Source organism: Microbacterium sp. NPDC012755, assembly GCF_042901325.1.
Lineage (GTDB): Bacteria > Actinomycetota > Actinomycetes > Actinomycetales > Microbacteriaceae > Microbacterium > Microbacterium natoriense.
Genome location: NZ_JBIBCT010000001.1, coordinates 545,351 through 568,447, shown reverse-complemented (window position 1 = coordinate 568,447; position 23,097 = coordinate 545,351). Strand labels below are relative to the sequence as shown.

23 protein-coding genes are annotated in these 23,097 nt (G+C 70.5%); 16 read left to right on the top strand and 7 right to left on the bottom strand.

The features are described 5' to 3' along the window. Positions 1-209 precede the first annotated feature (209 nt). The 5 genes from ACFY5A_RS02780 to ACFY5A_RS02760 all read left to right on the top strand — a co-directional run bounded on the left by ACFY5A_RS02780 (position 210) and on the right by ACFY5A_RS02760 (position 5,242). Positions 210-656 carry a hypothetical protein gene (locus ACFY5A_RS02780; RefSeq protein WP_341941191.1) on the top strand — a complete coding sequence of 149 codons (447 nt, stop codon included), beginning with the start codon at positions 210-212 and terminating at the stop codon, positions 654-656. 90 nt (positions 657-746) lie between these two features. Beyond that, positions 747-2,270: a CoA-acylating methylmalonate-semialdehyde dehydrogenase gene (locus ACFY5A_RS02775; RefSeq protein WP_387231651.1), complete on the top strand. Its 1,524-nt coding sequence runs from the start codon at positions 747-749 to the stop codon at positions 2,268-2,270. Positions 2,271-2,329: 59 nt separating this feature from the next. Then, complete coding sequence (locus ACFY5A_RS02770; RefSeq protein ID WP_341941193.1) at positions 2,330-3,535, top strand: acyl-CoA dehydrogenase family protein; 1,206 nt, start codon at positions 2,330-2,332, stop codon at positions 3,533-3,535. Then, complete coding sequence (gene mmsB, locus ACFY5A_RS02765) at positions 3,532-4,419, top strand: 3-hydroxyisobutyrate dehydrogenase (RefSeq protein WP_387231649.1); 888 nt, start codon at positions 3,532-3,534, stop codon at positions 4,417-4,419. The genes ACFY5A_RS02770 and mmsB overlap by 4 nt, the downstream gene beginning before the upstream one ends. 46 nt (positions 4,420-4,465) lie before the next feature. After that, positions 4,466-5,242 carry an enoyl-CoA hydratase gene (locus ACFY5A_RS02760; RefSeq protein ID WP_387231647.1) on the top strand — a complete coding sequence of 259 codons (777 nt, stop codon included), beginning with the start codon at positions 4,466-4,468 and terminating at the stop codon, positions 5,240-5,242. A gap of 4 nt (positions 5,243-5,246) precedes the next feature. On the opposite strand, the gene ACFY5A_RS02755 is transcribed toward ACFY5A_RS02760, so the two are convergent. From ACFY5A_RS02755 to ACFY5A_RS02745, 3 genes are all read right to left on the bottom strand, one after another. Beyond that, on the bottom strand, positions 5,247-5,690 hold the full coding sequence (locus tag ACFY5A_RS02755) for a YdeI/OmpD-associated family protein (RefSeq protein WP_105675209.1): 444 nt from the start codon (positions 5,688-5,690) through the stop codon (positions 5,247-5,249). Positions 5,691-5,800: 110 nt separating this feature from the next. Next, on the bottom strand, positions 5,801-6,103 hold the full coding sequence (locus tag ACFY5A_RS02750) for a hypothetical protein (RefSeq protein ID WP_387231645.1): 303 nt from the start codon (positions 6,101-6,103) through the stop codon (positions 5,801-5,803). A gap of 1 nt (position 6,104) precedes the next feature. Then, complete coding sequence (locus tag ACFY5A_RS02745) at positions 6,105-6,641, bottom strand: MarR family winged helix-turn-helix transcriptional regulator (RefSeq protein ID WP_105675088.1); 537 nt, start codon at positions 6,639-6,641, stop codon at positions 6,105-6,107. 101 nt (positions 6,642-6,742) lie between these two features. Here ACFY5A_RS02745 and ACFY5A_RS02740 point away from each other — a divergent pair, with 101 nt between their 5' ends. From ACFY5A_RS02740 to ACFY5A_RS02730, 3 genes are all read left to right on the top strand, one after another. Continuing rightward, positions 6,743-7,519 (top strand): electron transfer flavoprotein subunit beta/FixA family protein, encoded by a 777-nt coding sequence (locus ACFY5A_RS02740; RefSeq protein ID WP_387231643.1) that lies wholly within the window; start codon positions 6,743-6,745, stop codon positions 7,517-7,519. Between the two features lies 1 nt (position 7,520). After that, positions 7,521-8,495 carry an electron transfer flavoprotein subunit alpha/FixB family protein gene (locus tag ACFY5A_RS02735; protein WP_105675092.1) on the top strand — a complete coding sequence of 325 codons (975 nt, stop codon included), beginning with the start codon at positions 7,521-7,523 and terminating at the stop codon, positions 8,493-8,495. A 425-nt stretch (positions 8,496-8,920) separates the two neighbouring features. Further along, entirely contained in the window at positions 8,921-10,354 is a 1,434-nt protein-coding gene (locus tag ACFY5A_RS02730) for a cytochrome b/b6 domain-containing protein (RefSeq protein WP_341941197.1), read from the top strand. 400 nt (positions 10,355-10,754) lie between these two features. Here the strand turns inward: ACFY5A_RS02730 and ACFY5A_RS02725 are convergent, their stop codons facing one another. Next, positions 10,755-11,261 carry a GNAT family N-acetyltransferase gene (locus ACFY5A_RS02725; RefSeq protein ID WP_341941198.1) on the bottom strand — a complete coding sequence of 169 codons (507 nt, stop codon included), beginning with the start codon at positions 11,259-11,261 and terminating at the stop codon, positions 10,755-10,757. Positions 11,262-11,391: 130 nt separating this feature from the next. Between ACFY5A_RS02725 and ACFY5A_RS02720 the strand changes: the two genes are divergently transcribed. Further along, positions 11,392-11,952 (top strand): acyl-CoA thioesterase, encoded by a 561-nt coding sequence (locus ACFY5A_RS02720; RefSeq protein WP_105675096.1) that lies wholly within the window; start codon positions 11,392-11,394, stop codon positions 11,950-11,952. Between the two features lie 79 nt (positions 11,953-12,031). Next, the gene (locus tag ACFY5A_RS02715) at positions 12,032-13,429 is read left to right on the top strand and encodes a hypothetical protein (protein ID WP_387231640.1); all 1,398 of its coding nucleotides are present in this window, start codon (positions 12,032-12,034) and stop codon (positions 13,427-13,429) included. Here the strand turns inward: ACFY5A_RS02715 and ACFY5A_RS02710 are convergent. The 3 genes from ACFY5A_RS02710 to ACFY5A_RS02700 are packed head-to-tail and all read right to left on the bottom strand — an operon-like array spanning position 13,384 to position 15,277. Beyond that, the gene (locus ACFY5A_RS02710; protein WP_387231638.1) at positions 13,384-14,046 is read right to left on the bottom strand and encodes a hypothetical protein; all 663 of its coding nucleotides are present in this window, start codon (positions 14,044-14,046) and stop codon (positions 13,384-13,386) included. The genes ACFY5A_RS02715 and ACFY5A_RS02710 overlap by 46 nt on opposite strands. Next, positions 14,043-14,588 carry a hypothetical protein gene (locus ACFY5A_RS02705; protein WP_387231636.1) on the bottom strand — a complete coding sequence of 182 codons (546 nt, stop codon included), beginning with the start codon at positions 14,586-14,588 and terminating at the stop codon, positions 14,043-14,045. Before ACFY5A_RS02705 ends, ACFY5A_RS02710 begins: the two co-directional genes overlap by 4 nt. A gap of 11 nt (positions 14,589-14,599) precedes the next feature. Then, a complete protein-coding gene (locus ACFY5A_RS02700) occupies positions 14,600-15,277 on the bottom strand; it encodes a hypothetical protein (protein WP_223585810.1) in 678 nt (225 codons plus the stop codon). 146 nt (positions 15,278-15,423) lie between these two features. Here ACFY5A_RS02700 and ACFY5A_RS02695 point away from each other — a divergent pair, with 146 nt between their 5' ends. From ACFY5A_RS02695 to rocD, 6 genes are all read left to right on the top strand, one after another. Next, positions 15,424-19,068: a proline dehydrogenase family protein gene (locus ACFY5A_RS02695; protein ID WP_387231633.1), complete on the top strand. Its 3,645-nt coding sequence runs from the start codon at positions 15,424-15,426 to the stop codon at positions 19,066-19,068. 102 nt (positions 19,069-19,170) lie between these two features. After that, complete coding sequence (locus ACFY5A_RS02690) at positions 19,171-19,617, top strand: hypothetical protein (RefSeq protein ID WP_223585812.1); 447 nt, start codon at positions 19,171-19,173, stop codon at positions 19,615-19,617. After that, complete coding sequence (locus tag ACFY5A_RS02685) at positions 19,617-19,841, top strand: helix-turn-helix transcriptional regulator (protein ID WP_105675110.1); 225 nt, start codon at positions 19,617-19,619, stop codon at positions 19,839-19,841. Before ACFY5A_RS02690 ends, ACFY5A_RS02685 begins: the two co-directional genes overlap by 1 nt. Further along, positions 19,834-20,829, top strand: coding sequence for an NAD(P)-dependent alcohol dehydrogenase (locus ACFY5A_RS02680; protein WP_387231631.1), 996 nt, complete (start codon positions 19,834-19,836; stop codon positions 20,827-20,829). Before ACFY5A_RS02685 ends, ACFY5A_RS02680 begins: the two co-directional genes overlap by 8 nt. Positions 20,830-21,001: 172 nt before the next feature. Beyond that, positions 21,002-21,862, top strand: coding sequence for a dimethylargininase (ddaH, locus tag ACFY5A_RS02675; protein ID WP_387231629.1), 861 nt, complete (start codon positions 21,002-21,004; stop codon positions 21,860-21,862). Next, on the top strand, positions 21,859-23,058 hold the full coding sequence (rocD, locus tag ACFY5A_RS02670) for an ornithine--oxo-acid transaminase (protein ID WP_387231627.1): 1,200 nt from the start codon (positions 21,859-21,861) through the stop codon (positions 23,056-23,058). The genes ddaH and rocD overlap by 4 nt, the downstream gene beginning before the upstream one ends. Positions 23,059-23,097: the final 39 nt, after the last annotated feature.

Below are 23,097 nucleotides of genomic sequence, written 5' to 3'. Positions count from 1 at the left end.
GGCCCGCCCCGCCGCCGAGCGCACGGGTTGTCGCCGAGTGCACGGGTCGTCCACGTCGACGACCCGTGCACTCGGCGCGATGCGGTGCACTCGGCGGCCGGCCCTCTGTTCGTCCCCAGGGGATGGTGGGGGAGAAGTTGTCCACGGTGTCGCGGAAGTCCGGGGGATGCCGCGGAACGAGGGGTGGCGATCGCGCCAGCATCAGGGGCATGACCGATCAGAACACCCCCAAGAACGACCGCCCGCTGCGCGATGACGACGACCTCCGCGCCCTCCTCGAAAGAACGCTCGAACGCGCCAGTCGGCGCCAGGTGTGGCTCATGTTCATCGATGCGCGCGGATGCCTCGGTGAGCCGCTCATCCCGATGGAGGGGTATCCCGAAGATCCGAACGCGCTGACGCGCACGGAGGATCTCGGCGAGCTCACCGAGGCCCAGCTGCTCGTGCAGCGCGCGGACCTCCTGCGCGAGGTGACCTCCAGCGAGTCCGTCGTCATCGTCTGGGAACGTATCGGCCCGCCGGTCGTTGGCGTCGACGACCGCGAGTGGGCAAGGGCGATGCGCGATGCGGCGTTCGCGCTCAGGGTGCCGCTGCGTGCGCAGTTCATCCTGCACGACCGGGGAGTGCGTCTGCTCCACCTCGACGATATCCTGTGAGCCGACAGATACAAGGGCGTCCTAGTAAATATCCGGAGACCCGAGTAACATCGACAATGTGCCAACGAAGGCGCGAAGGGATGTCACACAATGACTCGTACCATTCCGCATTTTGTAGGCGGATCGCTTCTCACCCCTGAAGACGGGCGCTTCGCCGACGTGTTCGATCCGAGCACGGGAGCAGTGCAGGCCAGGGTGCCGCTCGCCTCCGCCGACGAGGTGCGCAACGTGATCGCCGATGCTGAGGCTGCTCAGGTCGGATGGGCGGCGACGAATCCGCAGAAGCGCGCCCGCGTGCTGCTGCGCTTCCTCGACCTCGTGCAGCGCGAGATGCAGTCGCTCGCGGAGCTGCTCGCCAGCGAGCACGGCAAGACGGTCGACGACGCGAAGGGCGACATCCAGCGCGGACTCGAGGTCATCGAGTTCGCCGCAGGGGCGCCGCACCTCCTGAAGGGCGAGTACTCCGCGGGCGCCGGCGCGGGGATCGACGTGTACTCGATGCGTCAGCCCCTCGGCGTCGTGGCCGCGATCACTCCGTTCAACTTCCCCGCGATGATCCCGCTGTGGAAGGCGGGTCCCGCCCTCGCCGCAGGCAACGCCGTCGTCCTCAAGCCCAGCGAGCGCGACCCGTCCGTGCCGGTGCGTCTCGCCGAGCTGTTCCTGGAGGCGGGTCTCCCCGCCGGAGTCCTCAACGTCGTCCACGGCGACAAGGAGGCGGTCGACACGCTGCTGACCGATGACCGCATCCGTGCCGTCGGCTTCGTCGGCTCGACGCCGATCGCCGAGTACATCTACGCGACCGCCGCCGCCCACGGCAAGAGGGCCCAGTGCTTCGGCGGAGCGAAGAACCACATGATCGTGATGCCGGATGCCGACCTCGATCAGGCCGTCGACGCGCTGATCGGCGCGGGGTACGGCTCCGCGGGCGAGCGCTGCATGGCGATCTCCGTCGCGGTGCCCGTGGGGCAGGAGACCGCGGATGCTCTCGCCGCGAAGCTCACCGAACGCGTCGCACAGCTCCGCATCGGCCCCTCCCTCGCCGCCGACGTCGACTACGGCCCGCTCGTCACGCGGGCCGCGGTCGAACGGGTCGAGGGCTACATCCAGCAGGGCGTCGACGAGGGCGCCACGCTCCTCGCCGACGGTCGTGGCTTCACGGTCCCCGGCCACGAGGAGGGCTTCTACCTCGGTCCGACCCTGTTCGACCACGTCACGACCGACATGGCGATCTACCGCGAGGAGATCTTCGGCCCCGTGCTCGTGATCGCCCGTGCGGCGGACTATGAGGAGGCGCTCCGCATGGCGAACGAGCACGAGTACGGCAACGGCGTCGCGATCTTCACGCGCGACGGCGATTCCGCGCGTGACTTCGCGGCGCGAGTCGACGTCGGCATGGTCGGCGTCAACGTGCCGATCCCCGTGCCGATCGCCTACTTCACGTTCGGCGGCTGGAAGCGCAGCGGCTTCGGAGATCTCAACCAGCACGGCGCCGATGCGTTCCGCTTCTACACGAAGACCAAGACGGTGACGAGCCGCTGGCCCAGCGGGATCCGCCAGTCGGGCGCCGAACAACCAGCAGAGGGTGCGAGCTTCGTCATCCCCATCATGCACTGAGCAGCGACTACCCCACCATGCACTGAGCAGCGACTGCCTCCATCCCACAAGGAATCCCCATGACACTCACCACCGTCACCACCACCGCCGAGGAGCGCGAGGCGATCCTCGACGCCGTCCGCGAGTTCGCCGACACCGAGCTGGCCCCGTACGCCCTCGAGCGGGACGAGAAGCACCTGTTCCCGCGTGAGAGCCTCGGCCGCGCCGGCGAGCTCGGACTCGGCGGCATCTACGTGCGCGAGGAGTTCGGCGGCACGGGGCTCAGCCGCACCGACACCGTCGCGATCTTCGAGGAGCTCGCGAAGGCCGATCCCGCGGTCGCGGCCTACATCTCGATCCACAACATGGTCGTCTGGATGATCGACACCTACGGCGACGACGCCCAGAGGGGCGAGTGGCTTCCCGCGCTCACCGCGATGGAGCAGTTCGGCGGGTACTGCCTCACCGAGCCGGGAGCGGGATCGGATGCCGCGAACATCGCCACCAGCGCGGTCCGCGACGGCGACGCCTACGTGCTCACCGGCGTCAAGCAGTTCATCTCCGGAGCAGGCGAGGCGGGCGTGTACGTCGTCATGGCGCGCACCGGCGAACCCGGGGCCCGCGGCATCAGCGCCTTCCTCGTGGCGGGCGACGCCGAAGGACTGAGCTTCGGCGCACCCGAGAAGAAGATGGGCTGGCACGCGCAGCCCACGCGCCAGGTCATCTTCGACGGGGTGCGGGTGCCGGCCTCGGCCATGCTGGGCGACGAGGGCAAGGGCTTCGCGATCGCGATGTCCGCCCTCAACGGAGGTCGGCTGAACATCGCCGCCTGCTCCCTCGGCGGAGCGCAGTGGGCGCTCGACCGGGCTGTGCAGTACGTGCACGAGCGTGTGGCGTTCGGCGAGCCGCTCGCCGAGAAGCAGTCGATCCTCTTCGCCATCGCCGACATGCGCACCGACCTGCAGGCCGCGCGGCTCATGGTCCGCGACGGAGCTCAGGCCGTCGACGAGCACGCGCCCGACGCCACGATGCGCTGCGCCATGGCCAAGCGCTTCGCCACCGACGCCGGCTTCGACGTCGCCAACAGGGCCCTTCAACTGCACGGCGGGTACGGGTACCTTCAGGACTACGGGATCGAGAAGGTCGTCCGTGATCTGCGGGTGCACCAGATCCTGGAAGGGACGAACGAGATCATGAGACTCATCGTCGGGCGGGAGATGCTGCGCCCCGCAGGGTCGGCCTCGCTTCAGCGCAGCGGCGGAAGCCAGACGCGGAGCGCGTCATGAGCAGGGTCGCCTTCCTCGGGCTGGGGCACATGGGCCTCCCGATGGCCGTCAACCTCGTGAAGGCCGGGCACGAGGTGCACGGCTTCGACCTGGTGCCTGCGGCCATCGACGCCGCGCGGGCCGCCGGCATCCCGGTCGCCGCGAGCGGATCGGATGCCGTCGCCGATGCGGATGTCGTCATCACGATGTTCCCCGCCGGACGCCACGTGATCTCCGCCTACCAGGACGAGCTGCTGGCCGCGGCGCGCCCCGGCACACTGTTCATCGAGTCCTCGACGATCGCCGTCGACGAGGCCCGCACAGCCCACGAGCTCGCGATCGCCGCGGGGCACCGCAACGTCGACGCGCCCGTGTCGGGCGGAGTGGTCGGCGCAGAGAACGGCACCCTCGCCTTCATGGTGGGAGGGGCCGACGAGGACTTCGCTACGGCGCTCCCTCTGCTCGAGGCGATGGGCAGGCGGATCGTGCACTGCGGAGGGCCGGGACTCGGCCAGGCCGCGAAGGTGTGCAACAACATGGTCCTCGCGGTCTCGCAGATCGCCGTGGCGGAGTCCTTCGTGCTGGGCGAGCGGCTGGGCCTCGAGCATCAGGCCCTGTTCGACGTGGTCTCCCAGGCCTCCGGCCAGTGCTGGTCGATCACGACCAACTGCCCCGTGCCGGGCCCGGTTCCGACGAGCCCCGCCAACCGCGACTATCAGCCGGGGTTCGCGGGGGCGCTCATGGCCAAGGACCTCGGGCTCGCGCTGCAGGCCATCGAGCAGACATCCACCGACGCGAAGATGGGCAGGCTCGCGCAGCAGCTGTACGCGGCCTTCGCCGAGGGAGACGGCGCGACGCGCGACTTCTCCGGCATCATCACCGACATCCGCGACGGTCGCGTCTGAGGACGCGGGACATACTGAGAAGACCACGACGGAGAGGGCCTTCACGATGACCGAGTACGAGACGATCCTGGTCGAGCAGCGCGGAAGGGTCGGCTGGATCACGCTGAACCGCCCGCAGGCGCTCAACGCTCTGAACAGCCGCATCGCCGAGGAGGTCACGGCGGCGGCCGTCGCCTTCGACGCCGACGAGGGCGTGGGCGCCATCGTCCTGACCGGCTCCGAGAAGGCGTTCGCCGCCGGAGCCGACATCAAGGAGATGGAGGCGATGTCGGCCGCCGAGATGCTCGAGACCGACCACTTCGGCATCTGGTACGACTTCGCCGCGGTGCGCACCCCGGTGATCGCCGCGGTGTCCGGCTTCGCCCTGGGCGGGGGCTGCGAGCTGGCGATGATGTGCGACATCATCCTCGCCGCCGACACCGCGAAGTTCGGTCAGCCCGAGATCAATCTCGGCGTCATCCCCGGCATGGGCGGCACGCAGCGGCTCATCCGCGCGGTCGGCTACTACAAGGCGGCGGAGCTCGTGCTCACCGGGCGCTTCATGGGCGCCGAGGAGGCGGAGCGCTCCGGTCTCGTGTCGCGCGTCGTGCCGGCATCCGACCTGCTCACCGAGGCCGAGAAGCTGGCCGAGACCATCGCGTCGAAGTCGCTGCCATCGGTCTACGCCGCGAAGGCCGCCCTGGACGCCGCGATGGAGACGACACTCGCCGAAGGACTCGCGCACGAGAAGGCCGCGTTCGCCGCGCTGTTCGACACGGAGGACCAGAAGGAGGGCATGTCGGCCTTCCGGGAGAAGCGTGCGCCCGACTTCCGGAACAGGTGAGCTCTCAGCCGCGCATCGCCTCGACGACCTTGGCGATGCGGCGGTCGCGCGTGGCCTCCTGCTTCGCCTCGGCGACGGAGCGGGCATGCTCCTTGCGGTGCGTGTAGGGGAGCTTCTCGAAGGCGGCGCGCAGGGCGGGCTCCGCGTCGAGGGCGGCCGTGAGCTCGGGAGGCTCTTCGACCGTGCGCTCGGCGGTGTCCACGGCGATGACGGCGTCGACCTCCTGGTCGATCTCGACGCCGAGCTCGGCGCGCGTGGCCTTGCTGAAGCCGATCATGTTCTTCCCGCCCATGCGGGAGAGACGCAGACGGGCGGTCCGCCCGCCGATCGTGACGGCGACGGGGAAAGCCTTGCCCGCGCCGAAGGCGGCGACCTGCTCATCGGTGAGCACGATGGCAGCCGCGGGCCCGGACCCCGCGAGGACGGTGTGCAGGTGCAGTTCGGTCATCCCGACAGCGTACGCCCGGGCGGTGCGCGCGGTCACGCCGAGGCAGCCCCGGTGCGGGGTCGTCCGGACCTCGGCATCGGGTGCACCGCGCCCCGTGCCCCGGGCGGCCGTCACTCCGGCTCGAACACATGCTCGTGGAGGAAGTCCCTGAAGGGCCCCGACAGCTGTCGGTCGCTGAAGCCATGCGGAGGGTCGATGTCGAACACGACGGATCGCAGCCGGAAAGGGATGCCGAAGTGCCGCGCCCGCCAGGTGACCGTCGATCCCTCGGTGAAGGCTCCGCCCGCGGGCGCCTCGACCATCGTCTCCCCGTATCGCGCCATCGAGCGCACGTGCAGGCCGGGGTCGAGGGAGGCCGCGAACACGGCAGACGGCGGCGCCGCGATCACCCGTTCGAGCACGAACGCCGCCATGTCAGAGCGGTTCGGGCTGGGGGCGCGGGTCGGTGAAGTCGCCCGCGGCCTTGCGCATGCGCGCGACGATCGCGACGAGCTCCGCGGCGTCGTCGGCGCTGAGGCCGGGGTTCGCGAACACGTCGGCGTTCAGGGCAGTGGTCGCGCGATCGACGAGGTCGCGCCCGGCCGGCGTGAGCGCGAGGAGCGCGGCCCTGCCGTCGTGCGGATGCGGCTCGCGGATCACGAGACCGTCGCGGACCAGACGCTCGGACGTGCTCGTGATCGTCGTCGCGTGCACCTGGAGACGGGCCACCACGCTCGACAGCGGCAGACGCCCTGCGCGGCTGAACGCGAGCAGCCGCAGCACCTCGTAGCGCGCGAAGGACAGCGAGAAGGGCTTGAGCGCGGCGTCGACGCGGGCGAGCAGCAACTGCTGCGCACGCATCACCGAGGTGACGACGGTCATCCCGTCTGCGGCATCCGACCACCCGTGCGCGAGCCACTGCCGCTTCGCCTCGGCGAGCGGATCCACGGGCAACGGGCGGGACGGGGTCACAGGTTCTACGGTAGGCCATCGGATGCTCTGAGTCTCAGTTGCAGAAAAGTTGGCACTCAGTTTCAAGGGACTAGAATCGAGCCAGTCGTGAGGAGCAATCGATGAAGATCTTCGTCCTGGTCAAAGAGGTGCCGGACACCTATGGCGATCGCAAGCTGAATCTCGAGACGGGTCTGGCCGACCGCGCCGCCGGAGACGTGGTGCTCGATGAGATCACGGAGCGCGCGCTCGAGGTCGCACTGAGCTACGCCGACAAGAACGAGGGCACCGAGGTGGTCGCCCTCTCGATGGCGCCCGAGGGGTCCACGGCATCCGTCCGTCGCGCGCTCGCGATCGGTGCCGCATCCGCCGTGCACGTCGCCGACGAGCAGCTCGCCGGCGCCGACCTCACCTTGACCGCCGAGGTGCTGGCCGCCGCGATCCGTCGCGGAGAGCCCGACCTCGTCATCACCGGCAACCTCTCGACCGACGGCTCGGGCGGTGTGATCCCGGCGATGCTCGCGGAGCACCTGGGCTGGGCGCAGGCGACCGCGCTCTCCTCGGTGGAGATCAGCGCGGATGCCATCGCGGGCACGCGGGCGGCCGACGCGGGATCCCAGCCGGTGTCGGCGAGCCTGCCGGCGGTGATCTCGATCACGGAAGCACTGCCGGATGCGCGCTTCCCGAACTTCAAGGGCATCATGGCGGCGAAGAAGAAGCCGCTCGAGGTGCTCTCCCTCGCAGACCTCGGCGTCTCCGCCGACCCGTCCCTCGCGCCGCGGACCATCATGACGACGGTCGCGGAGAAGCCCCCGCGCGCAGCGGGCGTGAAGATCGTCGATGAGGGAGACGCCGCCGACAAGCTGGTGGAGTACCTCGTGCAGAACAGGCTGGTGTGAGATGAGCTCGTCCGAGAACCCGATCCTCGTCCTCGTGGACGTCGACCCCGCAGGAGACGTCGCGTCCAGCACCGCTGCGCTGATCGGCGCGGCATCGACCATCGGCAGGCCGGTCGCGCTGATCGTCGGCGGCTCTGCGGATGCCGCGGAGCAGGCCGCCCAGGCCGGCGCGGCGGAGATCATCTCCGAGGAGGGCGACGCCGCGCTGCTCACCGTGCCGATCGTCGACGCGCTCCAGCGGGCATACGAGCGGGTGCGGCCGGATGCCGTGCTCATCTCGAACTCGATCGCCGGCCGCGATGTCGCCGGCCGTTTCGCCGTGCGTGCGAAGCTCGCGCTCTCAGTCGACGCGGTCGGCGTCTCCCGTGACGACGAGGGCATCGTCGCACACCACTCCGTCTACGGCGGCGCCTACCTGACCGACTCCGCCCCGACCTTCGGGACTCCTGTCATCACCGTGCGGCAGGGCGCGATCGACGCACGCGCGGAGCGCATCGACGACGCCGTGTTCACGGGGGCCACCGGAGCATTCCCGGTGAGCGGAGTCGCCGCGACCGCCGGGACGATCGACGCCGTCGAGCAGGCGTCCTCGCGCCCGGAACTCCGCGGCGCCGCACGCGTCGTGTCGGGCGGACGCGGGCTCGCGTCGAAGGAGAAGTTCGTGCTCGTCGAAGAGCTCGCCGATGCGCTCGGTGCAGCCGTGGGCGCATCCAGGGCCGCCGTCGATGCGGGGTACATCCCGCAGTCGCACCAGGTCGGCCAGACCGGCGTCTCGGTGTCGCCGCAGCTCTACGTCGCGCTCGGCATCTCCGGCGCCATCCAGCACCGCGCGGGCATGCAGACCTCGAAGACGATCGTCGCGATCAACAAGGACGCCGAGGCTCCCATCTTCGACGTCGCCGACTTCGGCATCGTGGGCGACCTGTTCACCATCGTGCCGCAGGTCATCGCCGCTCTCGAGGCGCGGAAGAAGTAGGCATGGCCACGCTGCGACGCGGACTCCCGCGGGTACCGGGCGGAGAGCCCTGGCCTCCCGCGGGTGTGAGCGACGGCGCCGATGCGGAGGCGATGGCGGATGCTGCGACGGATCCGGGTGCGGAGTCCGGAGCTGCGGCGCAGGCGAGTGTTTCGGGCGCCGCCGCGGGCGCATCGGGAGACGCGGCGGCCGCTTCGGGAGATGCGGCTGTCGGTTCCGGTGTTTCTGCTGTTGCGTCGGTCGAGCGCGTAGAACGAGACGAGGCGCGCGCTGCCAATTCGGCCGCCGCTGCCTCTGTCGCCGCTGCTGCCTCCGCCGCTGCGGTTCGCATCCGTCGCGGACTCCCGCGTGTGCCGGGCGGTGAGCCGTGGCCCCCGGCGGATGTCGCGCCGAACACTTCGTCTACCGCCTCAACCGTCGCGCCGATGGACTCCTCGTCTGTCGCGCCGTCGTCCGTCTCGTCCGTCGCGCCGACCACCGTCCCGAGCGCGGTCGCAGCACCGGAGCGGGCGCAGTCGTCCGAGTCGGCGCCCGACGGAGCGCGCGCATCGACGGGGCCGTCCGCGCAGAGCGAGGGCGCGACTGCCGACGGCGTCATGCGCCGAGGACTTCCGAGAACCGCGGGTGGCGAGCCCTGGCCGCCGGCGGGACTCGTGCCGGCAGCCGTGTCGCCGGTCGGAGCGACGACTCAGGCCGGGGCGCCATCCTCGCCCGATGACCGGGCGACCGCCGCGCCGTCTGCCCCCGGCGGTCTGGGCGTCGACTCCGCATCTGCGGCGGCATCCGTCTCTGCGGCATCCGCCCTCGGCGACGGGGGCACCGTCTCCGCGGCATCCGCTGTCGCTCCGTTCGCGGCATCCGCCGTCGTGCCTGGCGCCGACCTCAGCGTCCCCCTGCGGGGCGCGCGCACGGTGTGGAACGGCAGTGCGCCCCGGCATCTCCCTGCCGCACCGGCATCCGACCGCCGTCGTCCGACGTGGACGCAGGGGATCGCCGCGCTCATGGCCGCCGCCGGTCTCGGAGTGCTGGCCGGTGCCGCCGTCGCCCTCGTCCGGACGCTGTTGAGCCTGGATCCGCTGCAGGACTTCCTCGCGGCCTTCCCCGGGGAGTATGCGCCCGCGGTGCACGTGGAGCCGGGCTTCGCGCCATGGATCGGATGGCAGCACTTCTTCAACATGTTCCTGATGGTGCTGATCATCCGATCGGGGCTCACCATCCGGCGCGAGAAGCGGCCGACCGCGTTCTGGACGCCCAAGAACAACCCGAAGGGCAAGGTCAGCCTGACGATCTGGTTCCACCAGGCACTCGACATCCTGTGGCTCGTCAACGGCGTGATCTTCGTCGTCCTGCTGTTCGTCACCGGGCACTGGGCGCGGATCGTGCCGACGAGCTGGGAGGTCTTCCCGAACGCGCTGTCGGCGGCTCTGCAGTACGTCTCGTTCAACTGGCCGCACGAGAACGGCTGGAACAACTACAACAGCCTGCAGCAGCTGGCCTACTTCGTCACCGTTTTCCTCGCGGCGCCGCTGGCCGCGGTCACCGGGTTCCGGATGTCGGGGCTGTGGCCGAAGAAGGCGGAGCGGCTGTCGAAGGCCTACCCGATCGAGTGGGCCCGCGCCGTGCACTTCCCGGTGATGCTGTACTTCGTGCTGTTCATCATCGCGCACGTCGCACTGGTGTTCCTCACCGGCTTCCTCGCGAACCTCAACCACATGTTCGCGTCTTCTGACGCGGTCACGTGGACGGGTTTCTGGGTGTTCGTCGCGGCCGTCGCCGTGATCGCCGCCGGCTGGGCCGCCGCCCGCCCGCTGGTGATCGCCCCGATCGCCAAGCTCTTCGGGACCGTCTCCGGCCGCTGAGTCGCGCGGGCTCCGCATCGCCCGCTGGGTCGCGCGGGCTCCGCGCCGCCCCCTGACTCGTGCGGTCCCCGTGCCGCCGAACCCTGAGGCGAGGGTTCTACGTTCACAACTCCTCATAAACCGGGTGATCCGCCGCAGATCCGGCGCAGATCCGGCCGTGTGGGCGGCTCGTGGGCCGATCTGTGCGGAGTTGTGAACGCGGTGCTGCTCGGCCGTGCTCCAGAATCCCGGAGATCTGCCGCGTGCGGATGCAGAAGAGGCCGCCATCCGTGGATGGCGACCTCTTCTCCGGAGTTCTGGAGCCGAAACGAGCGGCTCAGCCCGAGGGGGCGGTTCAGCCGGAGCGGCTCAGCTCGAGCGGCTCAGCTCGGGCGAAGCGGCTCGGGCGAAGCGGGAGGGCTCAGCGCGTGAAGCGGACCTCGGTCAGCGTCTCGCCGAGGAACGGCTCGGTGTGGCTGGCGCCGTCGAGGGTGAAGCCGTTGCGGGTGTAGAAGCGGTGCGCGCGGGGGTTGTCCTCGGCGACCCAGAGGTACAGCGGCTCGTCCTTCTCGACGGCGGCGTCGAACAGCTTCTGACCGATGCCGGTGCCGTGGTACGCGTCGAGCAGGTAGATGAAGTAGAGCTCGCGGAACGCCGGAGCATCCTTGTCGCGGGCGGGACCCGAACCGACGAAGCCGACGATCTCGCCATCGACGAGGGCCGCGTTCATCTTGAACTCCGGCCCCTGCGAGGCCCAGTGCGTCCACAGCTCGGCCATGCGGCGGGGCGACACCTTCTCGAGGGCGGCCTTGCTGATCAGGTGGTCGTAGGTCTCGTGCCAGCACTGCGCGTGCACGCGGCCTAGGGCTTCCGCATCCACGTCGCGGACCGGACGAACGGAGATCTGGGGCTGGGCTTCGGCGCTCATGCCGCGACTCTACGCGCGGCGTCGGCGAACCGGAAATCGAGTGGATGTCGTCAACAGGGCATCCGACGCCGATGGAGGATCCGTACAACGATGTTCGCGGATCGTTCGCGAATGGCTACGATCGGACATCGTGAACGTGATCTGGCGCACCCTCCTCGTGATCCTCGGCGCCCGCCGCCGCGTGCGGCAGGGCAAGGCCCTCGAACCGTCCGCCGTCGGCACCATCCGTCTGACGACGCTGCCGACCGACATCGACATCCTCCGCCACATGAACAACGGCCGTTACCTGTCGCTGTTCGACCTCGGACGCTGGGACCAGCTGATCCGCACCGGCCTCTTCGACGCCATGAAGGAGCGCGGCTGGTACGCCGTCGTGTCGAGCGAGACGATCACCTTCCGCAAGTCGCTGCAGCTGTGGCAGCGGTTCGAGGTGCAGTCGCGCTTCATCGGCCACGACGACAAGGCCGTGTTCATGGAGCACCGCGCCGTCGTCGACGGCGAGATCTACGCGAGGGCGATCGTGAGGGCCCGGATGCTGCGTCGCTCCGGCGGCACGGTCAGCAACGAGGAGCTGTTCGCCGCGGTCGGCAAGCCCGAGGGCGTGCCGGAGATCGACGAGTGGGTGCACGACTGGGCCGCGGCATCCGCTCTCCCGCCGGTGCGCAAGAGCGCGCCGAGCCTCTGGACCTGAGAACGGGTCACTCGGCCCCGGAGGGGGATGCAGCGACGCGACCTCGCCCGGTGTCGGTGCGACGCGCTATTTTGGGGACGTGGGGGACATTCTGACGACCGCCGGCCGGGTGCTGTGGCGGCACTGGCCGGCGATGCTCGCGTGGTACCTCGGCGGCATCCTCGTGCATTACGTCATCCTGCAGTTCGCCGGCATCATCGGCGCCTACACGGCGACCGTCGGGTTCCTCGTGCTGCCCGTCGCGATCCTCGCGAAGCTCATCAGCTACGTCGCCATGTTCCTCGTGCTGCGCGACGGCCTGCGCAATCTGCAGGAGGTCGCTCCTCTGCCGGAGTCCCCGGCCGAGCGGCGGCGCACGTTCCTCTCGGCGCTGCTCGCCGGCATCCTCCCCTTCTTCGCGGTGTACTGGGCGCAGAAGCTGCTGCGGGACGACGTGATCGACTACTCGGCTCGCGCGCTGCAGGTGCGCACGGACCTCCATTGGATAGCTGCGGCGAACGGCGACGGGCCGCTGAGCAGCGAAGACTCCGTGCAGAACCTCCCGTTCAACGTGTGGACCGTCTCGATCATCGTGCTCGCCTTCGCCGGCCGCTGGGCCTGGTCGAAGTGGTCGGACCGGCTCGCCGCGTGGCTCTCGCCGGTCGCGGTGTACTTCGAGGTCGTCTGGGTCTTCTTCTCGGTGATCCTGCTCGGCGATCTCTTCGAGTCCGTCCGCGCGTGGGTGGACGGCCGCGCCGTGATGGTGCTCCTCGACGACACGCGCGAGCAGATCCTCGCCGCGGTCGCGCCGCTGCGCTGGCTGTGGGACGGCATCGGCTGGATGCTCTCGGAGGCAGGGCCGGTGCTGCTCGCGCCGCTCGCGTGGCTGACCATCGCCGGCGTCGTGTTCGGCCAGGCGATCGTCGCGGAGAAGCTGCGCGTGGAGAGCGAGCTGATCACCCGCATCCGCGAGCACGCGAAGGTCATCCCCAACCCGCTGGTGCGTCGGCTGAAGGATCTGGGCGATGAGCTCGGCGCCCGGTTCCGCCCCATCGGCCGCGCTCTCCTGTTGATGTGGCGGGCGGGCCCCGTGCTCGTGGCCTCCTATGCGCTTCTCTTCGTGGCGGTGAAGGCGCTGGGCTCCTACCTCGACCTGGGCGTCACCCGTCTGATCGGACCGCACGAGTTCGATTTCTGGTCGATCGCGCTGCCGGTGGTCACGCTCATCCCGATGCTGATCGTCGAGCCGCTGCGGATCGCGGTGATCAGCGGGGCCTACGACGCCACGCTGGGCCGGCTGCGCCGCAGGCAGCAGGATCTCCGGTCGGAAGGGACCACGTCGGAGGAGGCGGAGATCCGTGCGGTGGCGGATGCGGCGGGTCTTCTGCCGAGTTCTGCGGATGCCGTCGCCGCGGCGGTCGTGTCGGCATCCGACCGCGACGTCCTCGGGGGTCAGGGGTCGATCGAGAACCTCAGGAACGTCCCGCCGGAGTCCTGAGGCCAGACGTCCAGCCAGAACGGGCCCTCCACGTCATCGGGGAGGACGAACGGCGCGATGAGCTCGTAGTCGCCGAGCTCGTCAGACGAGCAGAACTCGGGTTCGTCGGCGTTGTAGGGGACGCCGATCTCCGATCTCTGCAGCGCCCACTGCCGCCCCGACGACTGCTGCGTCAGCGTGGGGCGCCGACACGACACCCCCTCCGGACCGGGCTCGACGGGGACAGCCGCGGCGATGACCCTCGTGCCGTCGGGGACGTCCAGACCGCTGAGATCTTCGATGACCGCGCTGCGCACGGGGCCGAAGGACGCGCCCGCCAGCTCGGCGCTGTCATCCTCCGCCACGATGATCGGGTCGACGGGGCGGGCGCCGAAGTCGTAGATCAGGTGCCAGTGCTGCCATCCGACGGCGAACAGCGTCGCGGGCAGGAGCACCGCGGTCGCGGCGAGACCCAGTCGGTTGCGCCGCCACCACGAGGGCGACGCCGCCGATACGGGGCCAGCCGCATCGCCTGCGGGATCCGCGGATGGCGTGGGGACCGGGGGAATGCTCGACGGTGCGGGAGCCCCGGAGTTCGCGGAGGAGGAAGAAGGTCGGGGCGGTTCGGGGATCGTCATCGCGCCCAGCCGTTCTCTTCGAAGGAGACCTCGGGCTCGAAGGGCAGGTCGGAGAGGTCGATGCCCATCTCGATCACACCGTCGAGAACGGGGGTCCCCAGCCCGAGCCGGAGCGTCGCGTGCTCCGTCCATGCGTCGTCGGGGAGCTGGAAGGCGAGGCTCCCCGAGCGCGGCACCCCGGTCACGAGAGCCTGGTTGAGGAACGTCGTCCCGCGCTCGGTCGCGGTGAACGTGCGGTCCCCGATGACCAGCGTCGCGGTGCGGAGCGACGCCCCCTCCTGGGTCACCTGCGCCGCGGCCTCGAGGTCGATCACGAGCCAGTCGCCGTCTGCAGACCAGCCCGTGGCATCGGTCACGGAGCGTGCGGCGTGCACATCCGTGACCGTGGTGACGAGGTTGCGGGCGGATGCCGCCTCGCCGAGCGTCGCGGTGGTCACGAACGGCTCCTGAGCGGCGTCGACCGGGAGGGTGGCCTTCACGATCACCCAGGCGCCGGCCAGCAGCACCGCGGTGAGCAGCCACGGCAGGATCTTCGACCTCACGGCATCCGACCTCACGGCGCGCTCACCTGCTCGACGGTCGCCGTCATCGTCGCGCCGACGCGGGGGTCCTCCCAGAGGTCCGTTCCGCGCAGCACGTTGTCGCCGACCCGGTGCGTCGACGCCGGCAGCGTCAGCGTCACGGCGTCGCCGTCGTGGAAGTCATCGGGGCCGACGCTCCAGGCGAGCAGCAGCCGAACGGGGACGTCGGGCTGCAGCGTCGTGGCCGTGCCGCCGTCGTCGGCGTAGGTGAGGAACGGGGCGTCCTCCAGCTCGCCGACCCGGATGGCGCCCGCAGACCCCTCGTCGAACTCGCTGCCCGAGGCCAAGCGCGGCTTCTCGAACCTGTTCGTGACATCGACCGTCACGACCAGGACCTTCTCGCCGCTCTCCGGATCGGGGTAGATGGCGGTATTGCCCTGGTCCTCGCGCAGCTCGACACCGACGACCGACAGCTCGAGACCCGAGCCGGTGTACGGGTCTCCCACGGCGAGTTCGGGAACGGGGGCGACGGGCGCGGTCGCGAGCCCTCCGAACGCGGCGGTCGTGGTGAGCAGCACGGCGCCGGCGCCCGTGATCAGCCATCCGGTGGGGATGAGGTCGACGGTGCGCCGCGCCCACCCGAGCACCTTCGCCCTGGCGCTCGCGTTCGCGCGCGCCTCGGCGGCTCCTGACGCCTTCTCTTCCCCCACGCAGACAGCATAGAACGGTCATCGGCGCTCGATCGCGGTCCCTTTGCGGAGACCGCGCGGTTTCTCGCCTCGACGCGGCCGGACCGTCCGGGAAACGCGCCACCGTCCGACCCGGTTGCCGCCCCTGCCGCGCCTAGGCTGAAGCCATGCCAGAGCCGTTGTCGTCCGATTCCCCCACGCTCGCCGAGCGGGCGGTGGAGCTCGCGCGGCGATGGGTGTCCGAAGCCGCGGCGGCGGACGTCGATCCCGCGGCCGAGCGCCTCGCCGGCGTCCTGCAGGACGCGAACGGGCTCCCGTTCACCCTCGGCTTCGTCGACGGCGTGATGAGGCCGGAGAGCCTCGGCGCCGCGGCATCCCGACTGCACCGGATCGCGCCCCTCGTGCCCGAGTTCCTGCCCTGGTATCTGCGCGGAGCCGTGCGCGTCGGCGGCGGCGTCGCTCCGATCCTCCCGTCGCCGGTGGTGCCGATCGCCCGGCGGATGCTGCGCGACATGGTGGGTCATCTCGTGGTGGACGCCCGGCCGGCGAAACTCGGGGCCGCGGTCGCGCGCATCCGCGAGACCGGCGCGCGGCTCAACCTCAACCTGCTCGGCGAGGCGGTGCTCGGCGAGACGGAGGCGAAGCGGCGGCTCGACGGCATCCACGAGCTGATCCGTCGTGATGACGTGGACTACGTGTCGGTGAAGGTGTCGTCGATCATCAGCCACATCTCCATGTGGGCGTTCGACGAGGTCGTCGACAGCGTGGTCGAGCGTCTGCTGCCCCTCTACCTCACGGCGTCCGCCGACGGCACGTTCATCAATCTCGACATGGAGGAGTACCGCGACCTCGACCTCACCATCGCGGTGTTCACGCGCATCCTGGAGGACCCGCGCCTGAAGGGTCTGGAGGCGGGGATCGTCCTGCAGACCTATCTGCCCGATGCCCTCCCCGCGCTGCAGGAGCTCAGCGCCTGGGCGCAGGACAGGGTGCTGCACGGCGGCGCGGCCATCAAGGTGCGCCTCGTGAAGGGCGCCAATCTCGCCATGGAGCGCGTGGACGCGACCATGCACGGCTGGACGCCCGCGACCTACGACACCAAGCTCGACACCGACGCGAACTACCTGCGCTGCCTGGACTGGGCGCTGCACCCCGACCGCACCCACGCTGTGCGGATCGGCGTCGCCGGGCACAACCTCTTCGGCATCGCCCACGCGTGGCTGCTCGCGGGGGAGCGCGGCGTGCGCGACGGCGTCGAGTTCGAGATGCTGCTCGGCATGGCGCAGGGGCAGGTGCAGGCCGTGTCGCGCGAGGTCGGACCGGTGCTGCTGTACGTCCCCGTCGTGAAGCCCGCCGAGTTCGACGTCGCGATCAGCTACCTGGTCCGCCGTCTCGAGGAGAACGCGTCGTCGGACAACTTCCTCTCCGCCGCGTTCCGCCTCGACGAGGACCCGGCGCTCTTCGACCGCGAACGGGATCGCTTCCTCGATGCGCTGCGCCGTTCGACGTCGCCGACGTTGCGGACCGGCCCGCGGCGCTCGCAGAACCGACTCTCTCCCGTGCACGAGTCGGCGCGACCCGCACCGGCCGCTCCGCGCGAGGAGGAGGAGCTGACCAAGGCGGTGCTCGGCATCACCCGGGGCTCGGACGATGAGGCGTTCCTCGAGACCGCCGTCTACTCCGACCGGGAGCTGGCCGCCGCGGAGGTCGGTGCGGATGCCGGCGGAGCCCCCGGCTTCGTGAACACCGCGGACAGCGACCCCTCCCTGCCGGCCAACCGCGACTGGGCGCGCACCGTGATCGGCCGCATCGGCTCCGCGGAGCACGCGGTTCCTCCTCGTATCAGCGGACCCGATGAGCTCGATCGCGTGATCGCCGGGGTGCAGGAGGCCGGTTCGCGCTGGGGGTCGCGGTCGGCGGCGGAACGCGCCGAGGTCCTGCTGCGTGCCGCGGCCGCTCTGGAGGGGCGTCGGGGCGAGCTCATCGAGATCGCGGCATCCGAGACCGGCAAGGTCTTCGCCGAGGGCGACGTCGAGGTGAGCGAGGCGGTCGACTTCGCCCGCTACTACGCCGCCAAGGCGAGGGAGCTGGATGCCGTCTCCGGCGCCGCCTTCGAGCCCGCTCGCGTGACGGTCGTCACGCCCCCGTGGAACTTCCCCCTCGCGATCCCGGCCGGGGGAGTGCTCGCCGCGCTCGCCGCGGGCTCCGGTGTCGTCTTCAAGCCGGCGCCGCAGGCCCGCCGCTGCGCCGCCGCCATCGCCGAGGTGCTGTGGCAGGTGGGGGTGCCGCGCGACGCGCTCGCCCTCATCGACATCGACGAGGACGGTCTCGGTCAGCGGCTCATCGCGCACGAGGCCGTCGACCGCGTCATCCTCACCGGGTCGTGGGAGACCGCCGCCCTGTTCCGATCGTGGCGCCCGGACCTGCCGCTGCTCGCCGAGACGAGCGGCAAGAACGCGATGATCATCACCCCATCGGCCGATCTCGATCAGGCGGCATCCGACCTGGTCCGCAGCGCCTTCGGGCACGCGGGGCAGAAGTGCTCGGCGGCATCCCTCGCGATCCTCGTCGGTCCCGTGGGGCGGTCGAAGCGGTTCGCGCGGCAGCTGGCGGATGCCGCGCGGTCGCTGCACGTCGGCTGGCCGTCCGACCCGCTCGCCGAGGTCGGTCCGGTGATCGAGAAGCCGCAGGGCAAGCTGGCCTGGGCGCTGAGCGAACTGGAGGCCGACGAGGAATGGCTGATCCGCCCCCGGCTGGTCGGCGGAGATCCGTCCGGGAGGCTGTGGAGCCCCGGCATCCGGGTCGGCGTGCAGCCGGGCTCGCGCTTCTACCGGGAGGAGTTCTTCGGGCCGGTGCTCGGCGTCATGCACGCGCCGACGCTGGAGAAGGCGATCGAGCTGCAGAACGCGGTCGCCTACGGCCTCACCGCCGGGCTGCACACGCAGGACCCCGACGATCTCGCGCTGTGGCTGGACCGGGTCGAGGCGGGCAACCTCTACGTCAACCGAGGCATCACCGGCGCGATCGTGCAACGGCAGCCCTTCGGCGGCTGGAAGCGCTCGTCGGTCGGACCCGGTGCCAAGGCGGGAGGCCCGAACTACCTCATCGGCCTCGGCTCCTGGCGTGCTCAGCAGGCGGGCGCCGTGTCGAGCACACTCCACCTCCGCGGTCTCGACGCCCGGATCACTGCTCTCATCGAGGCCGCCCAGCCGTCGCTCGACTACGAGGCCTTCGAGTGGCTGCGGCGGGCGGCGCTGTCCGACGTCCTCGCCTGGGATCGCGAGTTCGGCAGGGTGCGCGACGTGTCGAGGCTCGGCGTCGAGCGCAACCTGTTCCGCTACCGCCCGGTGCCCGTCGCGATCCGGGCGACGGGGGATGCCGGATGGCAGGAGCTGCTGCGGGTCGTCATCGCCGCGGTGCGTGCGGGGGCCGGCTTCACCCTGTCGACCCCGGTGGGCCTGCCGTCGGCCGTTCGTCACGCCCTGGGCGACCTCGGCGCGGTCGTGTTCATGGAGACCGACGAGGAGTGGATCGAGCGGATGCGGGTGCGCGATGCGACCGAGGCGGACCCGTTCGCCGACGCGGCGCCGCGGCCCGACCGCGTGCGGCTCGTCGGGCAGCGCGCATCGGTGGCCGCGCTGCATCGAGTGCTGGCCGTCGCCGTGGAGGGCGACCCCGACCTCGCGGTCTACGCCGGCGAGGTCACGTCCGCCGGTCGCATCGAGCTGCTCACGTTCGTGCACGAGCAGTCCATCACGATCACCGCGCACCGCTACGGCAACCCCGACTCCACGTTCAGCGACGTCATCTGAGCCTCCACCTTCGGGGCTGAGCGGAGAGGCAACGGTGGGAGTGTAAAGAATTCTTGACATGTGACGAGGGGGCGGCGTACGCTCGTGTCAAGAATCTTTTACATGGAGGCTGACATGGTCTATCACGAGCGCTTCGCCTGGTCGGGGCTCATCACCTCGGTCGTCACGATGGTCGCCTATGTCGTGCTCGTGCTGCGGGATGCCGCGGGCGGACCTCTGGAGCAGGTCGACTGGCTCCCGCTGATGCTGTGGACCATCGGCGGCGGCATCGTGCTCAGCATCGTGCTCACGATCGCGTGGGGCATCATCGGCAGCCGCGGCGATCGCGAGTCGGCGATGGCGTCGGACATCCGCGACCGCGACATCAGCCAGCTGGGCGGACGGGTCGAACAGGGCTTCGTCACGATCGCCGGGCTCGGCGTGATCGCCCTCTGCGCGGTCGGAGCCGACGTGTTCTGGATCGCCAACACGATGTTCGCGGGCTTCGCGATCGCGGCGTTCGTCGGCGGCATCGCCAGGGTGGTCGCCTACCGCAGGGGGCTCGTCTGATGGTCAAGCCGACGCTGGTGTCCAACAGCATCCGCTCTCATCGCGAGGCTGCGGGGTTCACGCAGGCCGAGCTCGCCCGCACGGTCGGCGTGACGCGGCAGACCCTCATCGCGATCGAACAGCAGAAGTACTCCCCGACTCTCGAGCTGGCGTTCCAGATCGCACGCGCGTTCGGCGTCGGGCTCGACGAACTCTTCCAGTACCCGGAGGTGCGCAATGACTGAATCGATGAGGGCCTGGCGTCGTGAGACGTACGGGCCGGCCGCGGGGGTGGCGCTGGAGCAGGTGCCGATCCCCGAGCCCGGCGCCGGCGAGGTGCTGCTTCGTGTGCGTGCGACGTCCCTCAACGCGGGCGACGTGCGGCTCCTGCTCGGTGATCCGCTCCTGGTGCGTCCGGTGTTCGGGCTCACCCGCCCGAAGTATCCGATCCGCGGGATGGATGCCGTGGGCGAGGTCGTCGCGGCGGGCCCCGGTGTCATCGGCGTCGAGGTCGGCGATGTCGTCCTGGGCGAGATGCAGGGCGGCGGAGGGCTGGGGGAGTACGTGAGCGTTCCGGCCACCCGGGTGCAGCCGCTGCCGCCGGGGATCGACGAACGCATCGCGGTCACGCTCCCGGTCGCCGGTGGCACCGCGTGGCAGGCGCTCGACCTCGCCGGGGTGGGCCTCGGCGAACGCCCCGCGCGGGTGCTGATCATCGGCGCCTCGGGCGGGGTCGGCACCTTCGCCGTGCAGTTCGCCGCCCTGCGCGGCGCCGAGGTGTGGGCCAGCTGCTCCGAGCGCAACGCGTCGTTCGTGCAGGGCCTCGGAGCGGTGCGGACTCTCGATCACCGTCGCGAGCCGCTCTCGGCGATCCCCGGCGGCCACTTCGACGCGGTCGTCGACATCGCCGGAGGCATCGACCTGCGCGACCTGCAGCGGCTCGTCGCGCGCGACGGCGTGATCGTGCTCGTCACCGGAGACGGAGGTCACGTGATGGGGCCGATCCCGCGCATGATCAGGGCGGCGCTGCTGTCGATCGGGTCGGGGCCGCGCATCCGCTCGCTCGCGGCGAGCAACCGTCCGGAGGTGCTCACGAAGATGCTCGAACTGCTGGCCGCCGGACGCTTCGCGCCCGTGATCGCGCAGGAGTACGACTTCGTGGATGCCGGTGCGGCGCTGGAGCGGCTCGAAGCGGGGCACGTCGTGGGCAAGCTCGTGGTCCGCGGCTCCTGAGCCGCGGGCGGCCGCGGCATCCCTGGCGACGCCCAGCCAGCGGTGACAGAATGGATGCTGGCGTGCCCGAGTCGCATCTTCCCCGGGCGCCGACTCTGACAGAGCGGCGTGGGTCGAAGGACCGCCGGGCCCCTGGACAGCGTCCGCCGCACCTGTGTCCCCAAGGAGCACCATGTCGACGCCTGAGACCGCCGTCACGTCCACTCGCACCGCGCATCACCGCCGCTACCTGATGTGCAAGCCGGAGCACTTCACGGTGAACTACTCGATCAACCCGTGGATGGAGCCGGCCAACCCGACCGACACGGCCAAGGCCGTCGCGCAGTGGCAGAAGCTGTACGACCTCTACATCGAGCTCGGCCACGAGGTGGAGCTCATCGAGCCGCTCCCCGGCTACCCCGACATGGTCTACACGGCCAACGGCGGCTTCCTCATCGACGGCCGTGCCTACGTGCCCTCGTTCTACTACGAGCAGCGTCAGGGCGAGTCCCCCGCGTTCGCCGACTGGTTCCGCGCGCACGGCTTCGACACCGTGATGCCGAAGGAGATCAACGAGGGCGAGGGCGACTTCCTGCTCGCGGGCGATGTGATCCTCGCCGGCACCGGCTTCCGCTCCGCCGGCGACAGCCACCGCGAGGTGAGCGAGGTCTTCGGCCGCGAGGTCGTGACGCTGACCCTCGTCGACCCGCGCTTCTACCACCTCGACACCGCGCTCACCGTGCTCGACCCCGTGGTCGACGAAGGACGGACCGCTGGTATCGCGTACCTGCCGCACGCCTTCGACGAGGCCTCGCAGAAGGTGCTCGCCGAGCGCTTCCCCGACGCCATCCTGGTCTCCGACGAGGACGGCGCCGTCTTCGGGCTGAACTCGGCCAGCGACGGCTACAACGTCGTCATCTCGCCGCGGGCGAAGGGCTTCGAGAAGCAGCTGCGCGAGCGCGGCTACAACCCGATCCTCATCGACCTGTCCGAGCTGCTGCTCGGCGGCGGCGGCATCAAGTGCTGCACCCTCGAACTGCGCGGTGCCGAGTGACCTCCGCGGGCGTCGACGTCGCGGCCGAGCCGCACGTCGCGCACAACTACCACCCGCTGCCCGTCAACATCGCCCGCGGTGAGGGCGCCTGGGTGACGGACGTCGAGGGCAAGCGCTACCTCGATCTGCTGGCGGCCTACTCCGCGGTGAACTTCGGGCACCGGCATCCGGCTCTCGTCGCCGCGCTCACCGAGCAGCTCGGCAGGGTCACGCTCACGAGCCGCGCGTTCATGAGCGATCGGCTCGAGCCGTTCGCCGCGGCGCTCGCGAAGCTCGCGGGGAAGGACATGGTCCTGCCGATGAACACCGGGGCCGAGGCGGTGGAGACCGGCATCAAGGTCGCCCGCGCCTGGGGCTACCGGGTCAAGGGCATCGCCGACGGGCGGGCCCGGATCATCGTCGCGGCGGGCAACTTCCACGGTCGCACCACCACGATCGTGAGCTTCAGCGACGACGAGTCGGCGCGCGAGGGGTTCGGCCCGTACACGCCCGGCTTCGACGTCGTCCCGTACGGAGATGCGGATGCCGTGGCCGCCGCGATCACGCCGGACACCGCCGCCGTGCTGATCGAGCCGATCCAGGGCGAGGCGGGAGTCGTCATCCCGCCGGAGGGCTACCTCCGACGCATCCGCGAGATCTGCGATGAGAACAACGTGCTGTTCATCGCCGACGAGATCCAGGCCGGTCTCGGCCGCGTGGGCGAGACGTTCGCGTGCGACCGCGAGGAGGTCGTGCCCGACCTGTACCTGCTCGGCAAGGCGCTCGGCGGCGGCATCCTTCCGGTCTCGGCTGTCGTCGGGAACGCCGACGTGCTGGGCGTCATCCAGCCGGGCGAGCACGGCTCGACCTTCGGCGGCAACCCGCTCGCGGCGGCCGTCGGGCTCCGCGTCGTCGAGATGCTCGAGTCGGGTGAGTTCCAGGAGCGCGCCCGCGCTCTCGGCGCCCACCTCGCGCAGGCCCTCGAGCCGCTGATCGGGCACGGCGTCACTGCGGTGCGCATCGCGGGCCTGTGGGCCGGCGTCGACATCGACCCCGCTCGCGGAACGGGGCGTAAGATCTCCGAGAAGCTGATGCACCGCGGCGTGCTCGTCAAGGACACGCACGGCCAGACGATCCGCATCGCACCGCCCCTGGTGATCCGCGCGACGGAGCTCGACTGGGCGGTCGAGCAGCTCCGTCTCGTGCTCGGCGAGTAGTCCATCGCATCGAACCGCTCCCCGCCGAGCACCGGGGAG